General features: G+C 50.6%; 14 protein-coding genes. 11 read left to right on the forward strand and 3 right to left on the reverse strand.

The window, feature by feature from the left end:
• Positions 1-9: 9 nt before the first annotated feature.
• The 3 genes from AC2UZI_RS01735 (at position 10) to AC2UZI_RS01745 (ending at position 3,729) form a co-directional block, all read left to right on the forward strand.
• Complete coding sequence (locus tag AC2UZI_RS01735) at positions 10-1,221, forward strand: MFS transporter (RefSeq protein ID WP_486942102.1); 1,212 nt, start codon at positions 10-12, stop codon at positions 1,219-1,221.
• 118 nt (positions 1,222-1,339) lie between these two features.
• Entirely contained in the window at positions 1,340-1,849 is a 510-nt protein-coding gene (ssb, locus tag AC2UZI_RS01740) for a single-stranded DNA-binding protein (RefSeq protein WP_486942103.1), read from the forward strand.
• A 320-nt stretch (positions 1,850-2,169) separates the two neighbouring features.
• A complete protein-coding gene (locus tag AC2UZI_RS01745) occupies positions 2,170-3,729 on the forward strand; it encodes a DEAD/DEAH box helicase (RefSeq protein WP_486942104.1) in 1,560 nt (519 codons plus the stop codon).
• Positions 3,730-3,853: 124 nt separating this feature from the next.
• On the opposite strand, the gene AC2UZI_RS01750 is transcribed toward AC2UZI_RS01745, so the two are convergent.
• The gene (locus AC2UZI_RS01750; protein WP_486942105.1) at positions 3,854-4,567 is read right to left on the reverse strand and encodes a GntR family transcriptional regulator; all 714 of its coding nucleotides are present in this window, start codon (positions 4,565-4,567) and stop codon (positions 3,854-3,856) included.
• Between the two features lie 95 nt (positions 4,568-4,662).
• Positions 4,663-5,403 carry a TSUP family transporter gene (locus AC2UZI_RS01755; RefSeq protein ID WP_486942106.1) on the reverse strand — a complete coding sequence of 247 codons (741 nt, stop codon included), beginning with the start codon at positions 5,401-5,403 and terminating at the stop codon, positions 4,663-4,665.
• 182 nt (positions 5,404-5,585) lie between these two features.
• Between AC2UZI_RS01755 and AC2UZI_RS01760 the strand changes: the two genes are divergently transcribed.
• The 6 genes from AC2UZI_RS01760 to AC2UZI_RS01785 all read left to right on the forward strand — a co-directional run bounded on the left by AC2UZI_RS01760 (position 5,586) and on the right by AC2UZI_RS01785 (position 12,605).
• Positions 5,586-7,100, forward strand: coding sequence for a hypothetical protein (locus AC2UZI_RS01760; protein WP_486942107.1), 1,515 nt, complete (start codon positions 5,586-5,588; stop codon positions 7,098-7,100).
• 50 nt (positions 7,101-7,150) lie between these two features.
• Positions 7,151-8,608, forward strand: coding sequence for a gamma-glutamyltransferase family protein (locus AC2UZI_RS01765; RefSeq protein ID WP_486942108.1), 1,458 nt, complete (start codon positions 7,151-7,153; stop codon positions 8,606-8,608).
• Positions 8,609-8,739: 131 nt separating this feature from the next.
• Positions 8,740-9,474 (forward strand): iron-containing redox enzyme family protein, encoded by a 735-nt coding sequence (locus tag AC2UZI_RS01770; protein ID WP_486942109.1) that lies wholly within the window; start codon positions 8,740-8,742, stop codon positions 9,472-9,474.
• Between the two features lie 60 nt (positions 9,475-9,534).
• A complete protein-coding gene (locus AC2UZI_RS01775) occupies positions 9,535-10,995 on the forward strand; it encodes an aldehyde dehydrogenase family protein (RefSeq protein WP_486942110.1) in 1,461 nt (486 codons plus the stop codon).
• A 62-nt stretch (positions 10,996-11,057) separates the two neighbouring features.
• Positions 11,058-11,537, forward strand: coding sequence for a GlcG/HbpS family heme-binding protein (locus tag AC2UZI_RS01780; RefSeq protein ID WP_486942111.1), 480 nt, complete (start codon positions 11,058-11,060; stop codon positions 11,535-11,537).
• 24 nt (positions 11,538-11,561) lie between these two features.
• Positions 11,562-12,605, forward strand: coding sequence for a 2Fe-2S iron-sulfur cluster-binding protein (locus tag AC2UZI_RS01785; RefSeq protein ID WP_486942112.1), 1,044 nt, complete (start codon positions 11,562-11,564; stop codon positions 12,603-12,605).
• Here AC2UZI_RS01785 and AC2UZI_RS01790 read toward each other — a convergent pair.
• A complete protein-coding gene (locus tag AC2UZI_RS01790) occupies positions 12,602-12,787 on the reverse strand; it encodes a hypothetical protein (RefSeq protein WP_486942113.1) in 186 nt (61 codons plus the stop codon). The genes AC2UZI_RS01785 and AC2UZI_RS01790 overlap by 4 nt on opposite strands.
• A gap of 243 nt (positions 12,788-13,030) precedes the next feature.
• On the opposite strand from AC2UZI_RS01790, the gene AC2UZI_RS01795 reads away from it, so the two are divergent.
• Together AC2UZI_RS01795 and AC2UZI_RS01800 are read left to right on the forward strand one after the other, a co-directional pair.
• On the forward strand, positions 13,031-13,336 hold the full coding sequence (locus tag AC2UZI_RS01795) for a 2Fe-2S iron-sulfur cluster-binding protein (RefSeq protein WP_486942114.1): 306 nt from the start codon (positions 13,031-13,033) through the stop codon (positions 13,334-13,336).
• Positions 13,333-13,635 (forward strand): ferredoxin, encoded by a 303-nt coding sequence (locus AC2UZI_RS01800; RefSeq protein ID WP_486942115.1) that lies wholly within the window; start codon positions 13,333-13,335, stop codon positions 13,633-13,635. Before AC2UZI_RS01795 ends, AC2UZI_RS01800 begins: the two co-directional genes overlap by 4 nt.
• Positions 13,636-13,645 lie beyond the last annotated feature (10 nt).

Raw genomic sequence — 13,645 nt, forward strand, 5'->3', positions numbered from 1 at the left:
GAGTGTCGCATGAGTCAAACAGAAGTCATTGGAAAAAACAAAGCAAAACGCGAGCGTCTTAGCCTGACACCGTCAGAGCGCAAATCCAGCATGATGCTGGCGTTATTGTTTGCGTCTCGGATGCTAGGGTTGTTTTTATTGACCCCGATTTTCGCCGTAGCGGCGCATTCACTTCCGGGGGGAAATGATGCAACCAAAGTGGGTTTGGCACTGGGGGCTTATGGGTTAACCCAAGCCATTATGCAAATTCCGCTAGGAATGGCATCGGATCGTTTTGGTCGACGACCCATTATTGTGGCCGGGATGATTCTTTTCATTATAGGCGGTATTGTTTGTGCGTTAGCAAATAGTGTCGATGGCATTATCGTGGGCCGTACGCTTCAAGGCATTGGTGCCGTGTCAGCGGCGATTACAGCGTGGGTTGCAGACTCTACCCGCCCCGAAGTGCGCACGCGTGCAATGGCCATGGTAGGCGCATCGATTGGCCTGTCATTTGCCGTATCGTTGGTGCTGTCTCCGGTGCTGGTTGGGCAGTTCGGCTTGTCCGGTTTGTTTTGGGTAATTAGTATCCTAGGCTTTATTTGCCTATTGATTGCTGCCTTTGTGGTGCCGTCCGTTCCGCGAGGTCCAGAGCCTATCGTTCAAGCGCGAGCCCGCGATGTCTTAGGCCATCGTGATTTATTGCGCCTTAACTTTGGTGTTTTCTCGCTACACTTCATTTTAATGATGCTGTTTATTGTGGTGCCCGGTGTGCTGGCCACGGTGGGTGGCTTTGGCACATCAAGCCTCTGGAAAGTTTATCTGCCCGTGATGCTGCTTTCCTTTGTTGGGATGGTGCCCGCCGTGTTCTACACTGAAACACGCAAGCGCCATAAGGGCGCCTTAGAGCTTGCGGTGTTGGTGTTGGCGTTGTCGCTGGGTTTTATGCCTTGGGCAATGCACAGCGTGATGGGGATGGTGGTTGCTCTACTGGTGTTCTTTGTTGCGTTTAATATATTGGAAGCGTTGCAGCCATCGTTGGTGTCCCGTGTGGCACCCCCAGAGTACAAAGGCTTGGCTTTGGGCTTCTATAATACGGCCCAGTCATTAGGGGTGTTTGGGGGTGGTGTCGTGGGCGGCCTGTTGGCGGCTTATGCAGGCCCGCAAATGGTGGCTTGGATTGCTTCGGGCTTAGCGTTAATTTGGTTGTTGAATACCAGACGTTTAGAAGCCACATTATAAATTTCAGGGCTGGGCTTGGACAATTACAGCAAATCGTAGTGTTACGTTAGCCCTAGGATTATCAGCCTACTATCGTCGATAATCCTACCCATTAGATTATTTAGTACAGGAAAAAATTATGGCATCGGTTAATAAGGTCATATTGGTCGGTAACTTGGGACGTGATCCTGAAGTACGCTATGGCGCAGAGGGAAACGCTATTTGCAATATTTCGATTGCTACTACCTCAAACTGGCGTGACAAAGCTTCGGGCGAACGCCGCGAGGAAACAGAATGGCATCGCGTGGTGTTTTATAACCGCCTAGCTGAAATTGCGGGTGAATACCTACGCAAAGGGCGTTCTGTGTATGTTGAAGGCCGTTTGCGCACACGTAAGTGGCAAGGCCAAGACGGTAAAGATAACTACACAACCGAGGTCATTGCCGACCAAATGCAAATGTTGGGCGGCCGTGATAGTGGTGGTGCCGAGTTTGGGGGCGACCACCAGTCGTCAGCCCCAGCCGCGCGTGCGCCTCAGCAACGTCCTGCACCGCAGCAAGCGCCAGCTCAGCAGCAACGACCCGCACAAAATCCTTATCAGGCACCGGTCGATAACCTAGCCGATATGGACGACGACATTCCTTTCTAAATTTGCATCCAGATACCCGATAAAAGGGTATTTCTTGATGGGCGAGTGTAGGCTCATCACATCAAATTAAGGCGAAATTAGGTAGTTATACCGATTTTATTTAGGGTTTTCCCCCTAATCGCGGTACACTACCTGATGCGCTGCAAGGTATTGCAGACGTCTTTCTCATCGCACTCTGACCCCGAACCCTTCTGCTTGCGGCATTCGTTCCCGCAACGTTGTAGGTTGATTGGTCGGCACGATGCTTCCAATCAACCAGCGTACACCTACCCCTAGATGTAGTGGCGCCTATGTGGCCGCGTTTTGCGGCGGAATAACTCATGTCTTTTGATTCCCTCGGTTTAAATACCGCATTGTTATCAGCTGTTGTTAAAGCTGGTTTTACAACTCCTACGCCTGTGCAAGAGCAATCCATTCCTAAAGCGATTGAAGGTATGGATTTAATGGTTTCTGCACAAACAGGCAGTGGCAAAACAGCCGCTTTTATGTTGCCCGCTTTGCATAAGCTGGCACAAAATCCGCCTGCAAAAAATGCAGGGGTTTCTGTATTGGTGCTAACGCCAACGCGTGAATTAGCGCTGCAAGTGGCTGACGCCACAAAAACCTACGGTGCCCATATCCGCGATTTGCGTGTGGCCGTTGTGGTAGGTGGTATGCCTTACGGTGCGCAGTTAAAAGCGCTATCACGTCGTGTTGACGTTTTGGTGGCAACACCGGGTCGTTTGATTGATCACTTGAATGCGAAACGCGTAAAACTTGGCGACGTGCATACCTTGGTGCTTGATGAAGCCGACCGCATGCTTGATATGGGCTTTATCGAAGACATCGAGTCCATCGTTTCAAAAACGCCTCGTCAACGCCAAACCTTACTGTTCTCTGCTACCTTAGACGGCACCATTGCACGTTTAGCGAGCAAAATGATGAACGATCCGGTTTCTATCGAAGTGTCAGGTCATAAACAGAAGCACGAGAATATCACTCAAGCTTTGTTGTACGCCGACGATAGTCAGCATAAAGGCCGTTTACTCGATCACTTATTGCGCGATACCTCGTTGGACCAAGCCATTGTGTTCACGTCCACAAAACGTGGTGCCGATGAATTGGCTGACCGCTTGTGCGACGAGGGTTTCTCGGCAGGGGCGTTGCATGGTGATATGAATCAGCGCCAACGTACACGTACCTTAGGCTTGTTGCAGCGCGGTCGTATTCGCATTCTGGTGGCGACTGACGTGGCCGCACGCGGTATTGATGTGCAGGGTATTAGCCATGCCATTAATTACGATTTACCGATGCAAGCCGAAGATTATACGCACCGTATTGGCCGTACTGGTCGTGCTGGAAACAGTGGTCTGGCTTACACGTTGGCGGTGCATTCCGAGCGTCATAAAGTGCGTCGTATTGAACACTTTATTGGTCAACCGATTCCTGTGGAAGTGGTTGCTGGCTTAGAGCCAACCAAATCTGTACGTCCTACATACAGTGCTCGTAAAGGCAAAGGTGCACCACGTGGCCGTCGTCCGGGCGCAGCGGGTGGTTACGCAGGCGGCGCTAAAGAAGGTTCAGGTCGTTTTGAGCGTCGTCGTGATAACGCGAGTACGCCGGCTACGGCTGGTGCACGTCGCGAGCGTCCGATCTTTGACGAGCGCATGCTTGAGCAGGCTCCTACCTTTGGTGTTAGTTCTGATCGTCCTCGTACATCGCGCGATAACAAAGATGCACGTAGACCGCGTAATGAGGGTGGTTTCTCAGAGCGCTCTCACGGTCGCGCAGGTTCACGTGATGCAAATGCTGGCCGTAAAGGTGGTTCAGGTCGTCCTAGCGCGCCGCGCCGTGGTAACGATCGCGGTGCAAGCCGTTCTTCGACACGTCCAACTGCCTAAGCCACAAGCCATTACACCGGCTGTTTAAGGCAGTAAAGAAAAAAGCCCGTGCTTCCAATGAAGTACGGGCTTTTTGCTGTGTGTTTCTTAGATCGTGCTATATCGTGGCCAGTTCGTTGAAGAATTAGGTGTTGGTGGTTGGTTTTTTCGAGATGGCTTGATAGGCCGTTGCGGCATTGTGAACGTGTTGCGTAGCGAGCAAATTGGCTAGATCGGCATTACCCGCGATAACGGCGTTGAGAATTTGAGCGTGCTCTTCCCAGTTTTGCTCGACGCGTTGAATATTACTTGGCGCAAAAAGGAGGGCGGTACGGTCACGTAAGGTGCGCATTAGATCGGTTAACACCACATTGCCCGCGGTGGTCGCTAAGGTTTCATGAAACTGACTGTTGAGCAGATTCACCGTTTCTAAATCGTTTGCGGCTAAGGCTTCACGCCCTTGCTGCAAGATGGACTGTAAGTTGCTAATGGTGTTGTCGTCCCGTCGCTGTGCGGCTAACTTGGCATTTAAGCCTTCAAGCGTGGCACGTACTTCGGCCATATCAAAAGCAATATCGTCTGACAGCACAGCCACCGAGGCACCACGGCGCGGTTCAATTGTAATAAGCCCTTCAGAGGCAAGCTCTCGCAGTGCCTCGCGTACAGGAATACGTGAAACCCCCATTTCTTCGGAAAGTTTCCCTTCTACCAAACGATCGCCGGGATGAAATTCGCCACTAAGTATACGCTTGCGTAGCTGATCTCGTACTACCGCAAACAAAGGAGCATGGCGGTCACCGATTTTGGCTTCGCTTTTGGTGGCGGCATAGTTGCCAAGGTTAATAGAGGGGATATTCATAAGGTAACGCCAAGGAACGCAATGAAAGATAGCTGCTTAAGCCACTATTATATCGTGAGAATTTGTATACAAGATTGAGGGCTAGTATAAGCGTTTTAAAAAACACTTTTGATGATTAAGCCCACGGCACTGATCGAGCACACAACTAACAATAATCGTCTTACGGCTGCGGCGCTTACCAGATGCCTAATTTTGCTAGACAGCGAAAAACCTAACAGCATAAACGGCCATAAAATAGCGCTTAGCAAGGCTTCATGACGGGTAAATAAACCGGCCACGCTTAGGCCTAACACTGAAAAAGAGGCCCCGAGAAATAAGGTGGCCCCAAGCGATGCTCGTAAATTCACAGGGGTGAGGTTTTGCATGGCAATCGCAAGTGGTGGTGCGCCCACTGAGGTGATCGTGCCCATGATGCCCGAACTGACGCCTGCTACGCCCATGATCTTACGATTCGGATCAATTTTTAGTCCCGAAATACTTAATAGCACGGCAACCAGAATAAAAATACCAAATAACAGTTCTAAGGTGCTCTTGCTAAGTTGTGTCATGACCAACACCGCAAAGACCGTGCCGACAACGCGGCCACTGATCGCGGTAACGACCACGTCAGGAATAATATGCTCTCGTTCGCGCAGCGCCGCTAACAAAGAAACAGAGCCCCCTAACGCAAGCAAGGGCCCGGGCACTAGCTCGGGGAAAAAAACCGCAGCTACCGGGGCGGCAAACATGGCGAACCCTACACCCCCTACGCCTTGCAAGAAAGCGGCGACAGCGATGACGCAAGCCAAAATTGAATATTGCCAAAAGACGGCCCAACTGAGTTCGTTGATGAGCATAGGGTTTAATAATGTGAACAAAAAGTAAAGCTTGATTGTATATCGTATCCAGTTGTTCGTTGTAAACGACTTTAGCTTGCAGGTTTACCCTGAATTACTGGTTTTTATGTTGTGACAACCATCAAATTACATATAGTATACAGTTCACTATTATTATAAAAGTGCATGTACCAGGAGGAGCTATGCAGGCAGATGTCGTATTAAACGCGGCCCATTGGGCCTATTTGCTGGGGGTGGTCGTGATCATTATCACGATGATCTTCCGAGCAAACGTTGTCGTCCCGTCGGTTATCGGGACTTTTTTTGTGGTCACAGCTCTTACTGGCAACCCGATTAACGGGCTTATCGGTATTTTTTCAGCAAGCTTTGTCGCGGCTCAAGAGCTTTTTAATATATTTCTGGTCATCACCTTTATGACCGCGTTGTTGAACTCATTAAAGCGTCTTGAGGCCGACGTAAAGATGGTGGCGCCGTTTCGGAAAGTGATGATTAATAGCAGTTCATCGTTTTTGATGATTGCCGCAGCAACGTATTTTATTTCGTTGTTCTTCTGGCCTACGCCTGCCGTACCGTTGGTGTCTGCCATTTTATTGCCTGCTGCCATTGCTGCGGGTTTGCCGCCGTTAGTGGGCGCCATGGTGATCGCGATTTGTGGTCAAGGTATGGCGTTGTCGTCTGACTATATTATTGGCGTGGCTCCGGGCATTAGTGCACGGGCAGCGGGTGTTGATGTCAGCGCCTTAGTCGTGGCTGACCGTGCTTTGGTGTTGTCGTGGATTACGGGTGTGGTGGCACTGGTACTTGTATTTGTGTTCATGCGTAAGCATTTTAGGTCTGCCAGCCAAACCCACTTAGACGAGTGGATGGGTCAAGCGGTGGATTCCGAGTTGGCACGTGTTGAAGCGGAAGGCACTCATGACAAGGCTGAAATTGCACGAGGTACCGCTAAAGATTCAGGCGAGTTGTATTCGAACTTGAGCCCTGAAGAAGAGAAGAAATCACGCTTTCTTGCTATTTTGACGCCCATTGCGTTCTTGTCGGTCATCGTGATCATGATCGTGCCTCGCTTTGTACCGGGCTTGCCTGTGTTGCGTGGTGGTGATGCGGCTGGTTTGGTCGGGGGTGTGGCTTTTATTTTGATGATGATCGCCACCTATTTGGCCGAAGGTCCACGACGTATGCTGGATGCCTGTCCGGATCACATGACGGATGGTTTCGTCTTTGCCTTTAGGGCGATGGGCGCTGTGTTGCCGATTGCTGGTTTCTTCTTCCTGGGTGCAAGTGAAGCTGCATCCGCTATTTTAGGTATTTCACCTGACGAGGCACCGAGTTTGTTGTTTGAGCTGATCTCTGCGGGACAACACTTTATTCCAGAAAATCACTTCATGGTGGCGTTCGGGGTGCTGTTGGTGGGGATTATCTCGGGTATTGATGGTTCGGGTTTTTCAGGCTTACCGCTTACCGGCACCTTGTCAGGCGCCTTGGGTCCCGTGTCGGGCATTGATCCTGCGACCTTAGCTGCTGTGGGTCAAATTGGTGCTATTTGGACGGGTGGTGGAACGCTGATTGCGTGGTCCTCACTGATTGCGGTGGCGGGTTTTGCTCGGGTTCATATTTTGGATCTGGTGCGAGCGCTAACCTTGCCGGTGTTAATTGGTATGGGGGTCTCTACCATTTGCGCGGTGCTGTTGTTTTAAATGTTGGATAACAGGTGGGCTTAGGGCCCGCCTGTTTTTGCGAGAAGCTCATGTCATTAGTGAAGTCTGCGATAGGGTCTACTTGGGCAATTTCCACTGGAAACCGATATGCGGCGTTAGCCGCTGAACGCATTTTAGAAGTGGGTGGTACGGCGGTTGATGCGGCCATTGCCGCGGATGCGGTGATGGGTGTGGTCGAGCCCATGGCCACGAGTATCGGGGGTGATGTGTTGGCCATGGTGGTCGAACCCAGTGGACGCGTTCAAGCGTATAACGGTACGGGCCGTTCTCCGACGGCGATGCGTGAAGAGCATGTTTTGCAATTCAAGGGGCACCGTATCCCCGAGCGTCACCCTTTCAGTGTGACCACGCCCGGCGCGGTGAGAGGTTGGTACGATTTGCATGAGCGATACGGCAAACTCGCTTGGCATCAGCTGTTTAACGATGCCATTCGTTTAGCGCAAGAGGGTTTTGAGGTGGCCGAGGTGGCTGCCCGAGAGTGGAAGATTTTTGAATTTGTGCTGCACACCGATCCTAACTGTGCTGCGCTATATCGTGCCGGTAATCCGCCGCAAGCGGGTGAGCGCTTCCGTAACCCCGCATTGGCAGCCCTATTGCATCGTATTGCGCAGGAAGGGTGGGAAGCCTTTTACCAAGGTGCTATTCCCGACGCGGCAGAAGCCGCCATGAAGAAAGTCGGTGGTTTATTACGTGCCAGTGATTTCGCTGCACACCAAGGAAACTTCTGCGATGCCTTATCGACAGATGTGGCCGGCGTCACACTGTATCAGTGCCCCCCTAATACACACGGTTGTGCCATTTTAGATGCCTTATCCATTGTGGGCGATGTGCCTGCCTCAGATCGCCTTGCAGACGAATTGCAGGTAATTGCGGCAACCTCCACCGCCTTAGCGCAAGCCGCTAAAACCGTCTGCGACAGCGGCGGTAATACGGTATGCACGGTCATTGTTGATTCGTCTGGGCTTGCCATTACCTTGATGTCCAGCATTTTTAAACGCTTTGGTTCAGCGTATGTGGTGCCGGAAGGGGGCTTTGTTTTGCAAAATCGGGGTTTTGGTTTTGCCGAGCCTGGGCATTGCAATGGTCCAGCGTCATCTAAGCGGCCTTATCACACGGTGGTGCCGGGAGCGGTAACGAAAGATGGGCAGTTTTACATGGGGATGGGTGTTGTAGGGGGGCTGATGCAACCCCAAGGTCAAATTCAAATTTTAAATCGAGTTTTACGGTGGAACGAACCCTTGGATCAGGCCGTGTTTGCGCCCCGATGGCGTCTTGAGCCGGGTAATACGTTAGCGATAGAAGGCGGAACGCCTGATGAGGCGGCTGCAACGTATCGTGCCAAGGGTTACGGCGAACCTGCTGCAGGTGTGGGTGACCTAGCCGGCCGCAGTGATTTTGGCGGAGCTCAGGTGGTAATGCGCTTGTCCTCAGGCGAATTATGGGCTGTGTCTGACTCTCGTAAAGACGGTGTAGCGAGAATCGCGTAGTGGAGCCGTATAAGGGAATGTCCCTACAGTATCAACAGCTAAACGGTATACAATATACCTAATTGCAGTAATTACGGACGTTTGACGGTTGTTGTTAGAACCCGCCAGCACTTAATATTTAAGGAACAATCATGGAAAAGCTCTTAAGTCGTGATGAATTTCGTTCAGCGTTAGAAACCGCCATTCAAGGTAAAAGCGCTAACAAGTCACCATTTAGTATCGCGTGGGCCACCGGCAAACTTAGCCGTGAGCACTTAGCACGCTGGACAGAAAATCACTATCACTATGTTGGCCCTTTTGCCGATTACCTCGGCTATTTGTACGCACGTACACCGGCACAGTGGGTGGATGCAAAAGACTTCTTGCTGGCCAATATGTACGAAGAGGAAATTGGTGGCGACCGCCATACCGATTTGCTTGTTCGCTTTGGTGAGGCATGTGGTACGACCCGCGAGCGTATTGAAAACGAAGACAACATGAACGCGACAACCCGCGCGCTACAGTCGTGGTGCTATGCCATTGCCATGCGCGAAGAGCCTGTGGTTGCCGTTGCGGGTTTGGTCGTTGGTTTAGAGTCGCAAGTGCCATCCATCTACCGTAAGCAAACACCGACTTTGCGTGAGACCTACGGCTTTACTGATGAAGAGGTTGAGTTCTTTGATCTACACATTGTGTCGGATGAAATTCACGGTGAGCGCGGCTACCAAATCGTGCTTGAGCATGCCGATACCGTTGAGTTGCAACAGCGTTGCTTACGTATTTGTGAGATCGGTGCAGAAATGCGCTTGCTCTACACCACAGCGCTTTACAACGACTATGTCAAAAACGAGATCAGCCTTGCTGAGCTTGAGTTAGAAGCAGCCTAACGTTGTTATCCGTGGTGCCACTGCGGTGGCATAGGTTTTAGAAGTTGGTAGGAGGAAGTAGTGGAAAATCTTCGAGAGGCAGTATTTCAAAATTATATTGATGGTCAATGGGTGTCGAGTGTTAGTGGGCGCACCAGCCACAATATAAACCCCGCGAATTCTGATGATAATGTGGGTAATTTTCAAGATTCAACGGCTGAAGATGCGCGGGCTGCGGTAGAAGCCGCCCAGCGTGCCTTTAAGGCGTGGCGGGCAACATCCATCTCGAAGCGTGCACAAGTACTGAATGCAGCAGCGGATTATCTTGAAGCAAACGTGAACGTGATTGCCGAAGGCCTGACTCGCGAAGAGGGGAAGGGCTTAGGGCAAAGTAAAGGTGAAGTTCAGCGTTCGGCGCAAACACTGCGGTTCTATGCCGTAGAGGGCCAGACGTACACGGGCGAAACCTTTCCGCACGATGATCCCAATATGCTGGTCTACACCCATCGCGAGCCGCTGGGGGTGGTAAGTGTGATTGCGCCTTGGAATTTCCCTATTTCCATTCCTGCCCGAAAAATTGCTCCGGCACTCATTATGGGAAATACGGTGGTGTTCAAGCCATCGTCAGATACCCCTTTGAGTGGTTATTACTTGGCAAAGGCGTTTGCTGAAGCCGGCGTGCCAGCCGGTGTTTTTAACTTTATTACCGGTAGAGCGTCTGCAGTAGGCCCAGAGCTAACTGAGTCGGCGGAAATCCGCGCGATTTCGTTTACAGGTTCAACGGCTGCCGGTGAAAAAATCGCCAAAGCGGCTCGAATGAGCACACGTACGCAAATGGAATTGGGTGGCAAAAACCCGCTTATCGTGATGGAAGACGCGGATCTGGATGTGGCGGTAAAGCTGGTCATTCAAGGTGGTTTCGCCTTAAGTGGTCAGGCGTGTACAGGAACAAGCCGAGTTTTGATCCATAAAGCGGTTAAAGCTGCTTTCACTCAAAAGCTGGTCGAGCAAGCGAAAGCCCTAAGCATTGGAAATGGTTTGACCGGAAGCTTTGATCTGGGCCCCATTGCGACCGAGTCGCAAATGCAAAGCATTTTGGAATACATCGAGATTGGTAAATCTGAAGCCACGCTGTTGTGCGGTGGTGAACGACTAACGGATAGCGAGTTCGCAAAGGGTTTTTATATTCAGCCTACCGTGTTCGATAACGTGACACAAAACATGCGTATTGCCCGTGAAGAAATTTTTGGCCCCGTCATTGCCCTGATCGAAATTGATGGCTACGACGATGCCTTGGCAAAAGCAAATGACACCGAGTACGGCTTGTCGGCAGCGATTGTGACGCAAAGTGCAGATTATGCGCATCGCTTTACGACGGATATCGAAGCGGGAACGGTAAAAATCAACCGCACCACCACCGGTAACTTGGTCAATGCGCCTTTTGGTGGGTTAAAGCAATCCAGCACGTCCACGTTCAGAGAGTCGGGCCGAGCCGGATTGGAGTTTTACACACAGATTAAAACGGTTTATCGCGGCGTCTAGTTCGTTATTACTGAACGAGTTTATAGCCTGATTTTTGTTTCACTGATTTTAAGAAGAGACCTATGAGAAAGTTTTTACGTTTAGAGCAAGCCGAAGCACGTTTAATGGTGGATGCCGCCGTTGCCAAATCTAAAGAAATTGGTGTGCTTGAAACGATCTGCGTTGTGGATGAAGGCGGCTTTCCAATTGTGCTAGAACGCATGGACGGAGCTCGTATTACAGGCCCACAAATCGCATGGAATAAGGCATTTACGGCAGCCGCGCACAAGCGTTCAACGCATTTGTTTACCACTCCTCCTAATGGCCCAGCGCTGCCGGGTAATGAAGCCTTTGGCATTCAGTTAAGTTTCGAAGGTAAGTTTGCTGCATTTGTGGGCGGCTTTCCTATCGTCGTTGACGGCGAGGTGGTTGGTGGTATTGGTCTCAGTGGTGGAAACGGCGAGCAAGATACCAAGGCTGGTGTTGCTGGCTTGCAAGCGTTGGCTGATGCGTTGTCCGAATCTGGGCTGGAAGTGTTAGTTCAAGCTGACATCAAGAAGTAAGGTATTCGTAAGAAGGAGCGGGTCATGGCACATCAAGTTGTGGTCATAGAAACAGGTGATAGATTTGACGTTGCGCCAGAAGAAACCATTCTGCAAGCAGCTCAGCGTCACGGTGTGCGCATTTATAGTGAGTGTGAATTTGGTGGCTGTGGTACATGCCGGATTCAAGTCGTTAAAGGTAGTGTGCAGTACGAAGACGACTTTCTTCCTATGAGTGTCAGTGATGAAGAGCACGAGCAGGGCTATGCAGCGGCCTGCCAAGCGAGACTGAATCAAGATGTGGAAATCAGTTTGGCGAATCACATTGTGACATTACCCGCCACGCAGGAATTGACGTTGGCCGTCGCCAAAGTGCAGCCCTTAAGCCAAGGTATTTACCAACTGGTATTAGAAGGGGAGGCCTTGCGTGACATCGATTATTGGCCTGGGCAGTACCTATCTATTGATGTGGGTGATGGCCGACAACGTAGCTTTTCGATGGCCAATGCCAGCAGTGCAGAGGGGCAGTTGCAATTGCACGTACGCGAGGTGGAAGGGGGCATGTTCACTCAGCAGCAGTTGCCCACCTTACAAGTGGGTGCGCCGCTACAGGTAACACTGCCTTTAGGCACGTTCTATTATCGCGACAAAGATTGGCGCCCGATGATTTTTGCGGCGACAGGTACGGGTATTGCGCCGTTGCGTGCGATTCTAGAGTCGCTACTGGATAACGAAGACTGCCCGCCCATTAGCTTGTATTGGGGGATGCGCACCGAGGCCGATTTGTATCAACAGGCCGAATTTGAGTCTTGGGCCTCACGCCTGTACGACTTTGAGTTCATTCCTGTGCTGTCTCAACCCAGCGCAGAATGGAGTGGCCGTACAGGATACGTACAACATGCAATTAGCAGTGACTTTGACGATTTGTCAGAGCACGCGTTGTACTTATGTGGTTCGCCCGACATGATTAACGATGCCCGTCGTCAATTTGCTGAGCGTGGAGCAGATGCCGCGTTTATTTATGCTGACGCGTTTAATTTTCAGCATGAACTAGCAACGCAAGATGATCTGAACTCACAAGCCGCTTAGGCTTGTGAAGGCAGCTCGTAGCTTTGACGTGGGATGTAACTGGATTTTTTGCTTTGGCCCAATTTGAAGCTTGGCAAATTAAAGACAGGAGTGCTGTGACGTACCGCTTTGCGGGCCGCTAAGTAAGGGGCGACATGCTCGCCTACAGGAAGGGAATAGTAACGTTTAAGTAGTATGTTCATGGTAAACACCTATTGTTTAGGAGTGAATTAAGTATACCAAGCCGGATGCTGCAACGCAAAAGCCGTTGGTCTTTATGCCCATGCAGAGGACTAAATGTGCGATGTTTGCAACGATTGCTTGGCTTTTAAGGGAAGTTAGGTGGTGTGCGCGGCGTTAATCTGCTTATGTGCGTATACAGTATTCGTTAATAAGTGATGTTTAGCGCTTTATGGCGCCTATAACACGGTTTTTGTAGGTGAATTATGCCGGTTATCGTTTTTCATAAAAATGGCGACACGCACAGCGGAGAAGTCAACGAGAACACGAACCTTGTGGTCAGAGCAGGAATTCGTCAGTTCCCTTTTCCGCATCTGACTTATGGATGTGGCATGGGTAAATGCGCAAAGTGTGCATGCAAAGTCATTGCGGGAGCAGAGCATTTGCCGCCCGCTAATTGGAAAGAGAAGAAGCAGCTGGGTGAGCGTTTAGACGATGGCTACAGATTGGTATGCCAGTTGTGGATTAACCATGACATTGAGTTGTCACAAGACCCAGCGCAGGAGGCATGAGTATGTATGTGGTATTAACGACTAAGCCTGGTGAGTATCGTAGCGAAGGAGGCGAAGGTGTGGAAATTGTCGCTTCTTACGAGTACCGATTTTATGGCAAAACCAAAGCAATTTTTAGTATTGCAAAGATTGGTGAGAATGCGCGAGTGCTTATTATTGAAGAAGGGCCCAATGGCACCACCAATAATATTACGACTCGACAAATGGAAAAATTCGACTCAGTGGAAGCAGCCTACGACGAGCTACAAAGCTTGACGCGTTTTGGAACCATTGATGCCGAGTTAATTAAGGCTGCTTAAGTTGCAAAGG

The sequence above is a fragment of the Paenalcaligenes sp. DL 463 genome (genome assembly GCF_057475185.1).

What these genes read in the sequence shown, in the direction of transcription:
- AC2UZI_RS01765 (WP_486942108.1), top strand. Translation starts at nt 7,151, where the DNA reads ATGTCATTAGTGAAGTCTGCGATAGGGTCTACTTGGGCAATTTCCACT.
- AC2UZI_RS01760 (WP_486942107.1), top strand. Translation starts at nt 5,586, where the DNA reads ATGCAGGCAGATGTCGTATTAAACGCGGCCCATTGGGCCTATTTGCTG.
- AC2UZI_RS01785 (WP_486942112.1), top strand. Translation starts at nt 11,562, where the DNA reads ATGGCACATCAAGTTGTGGTCATAGAAACAGGTGATAGATTTGACGTT.
- AC2UZI_RS01745 (WP_486942104.1), top strand. Translation starts at nt 2,170, where the DNA reads ATGTCTTTTGATTCCCTCGGTTTAAATACCGCATTGTTATCAGCTGTT.
- AC2UZI_RS01755 (WP_486942106.1), bottom strand. Translation starts at nt 5,403, where the DNA reads ATGCTCATCAACGAACTCAGTTGGGCCGTCTTTTGGCAATATTCAATT.
- ssb (WP_486942103.1), top strand. Translation starts at nt 1,340, where the DNA reads ATGGCATCGGTTAATAAGGTCATATTGGTCGGTAACTTGGGACGTGAT.
- AC2UZI_RS01750 (WP_486942105.1), bottom strand. Translation starts at nt 4,567, where the DNA reads ATGAATATCCCCTCTATTAACCTTGGCAACTATGCCGCCACCAAAAGC.
- AC2UZI_RS01735 (WP_486942102.1), top strand. Translation starts at nt 10, where the DNA reads ATGAGTCAAACAGAAGTCATTGGAAAAAACAAAGCAAAACGCGAGCGT.
- AC2UZI_RS01770 (WP_486942109.1), top strand. Translation starts at nt 8,740, where the DNA reads ATGGAAAAGCTCTTAAGTCGTGATGAATTTCGTTCAGCGTTAGAAACC.
- AC2UZI_RS01790 (WP_486942113.1), bottom strand. Translation starts at nt 12,787, where the DNA reads ATGAACATACTACTTAAACGTTACTATTCCCTTCCTGTAGGCGAGCAT.
- AC2UZI_RS01800 (WP_486942115.1), top strand. Translation starts at nt 13,333, where the DNA reads ATGAGTATGTATGTGGTATTAACGACTAAGCCTGGTGAGTATCGTAGC.
- AC2UZI_RS01780 (WP_486942111.1), top strand. Translation starts at nt 11,058, where the DNA reads ATGAGAAAGTTTTTACGTTTAGAGCAAGCCGAAGCACGTTTAATGGTG.
- AC2UZI_RS01795 (WP_486942114.1), top strand. Translation starts at nt 13,031, where the DNA reads ATGCCGGTTATCGTTTTTCATAAAAATGGCGACACGCACAGCGGAGAA.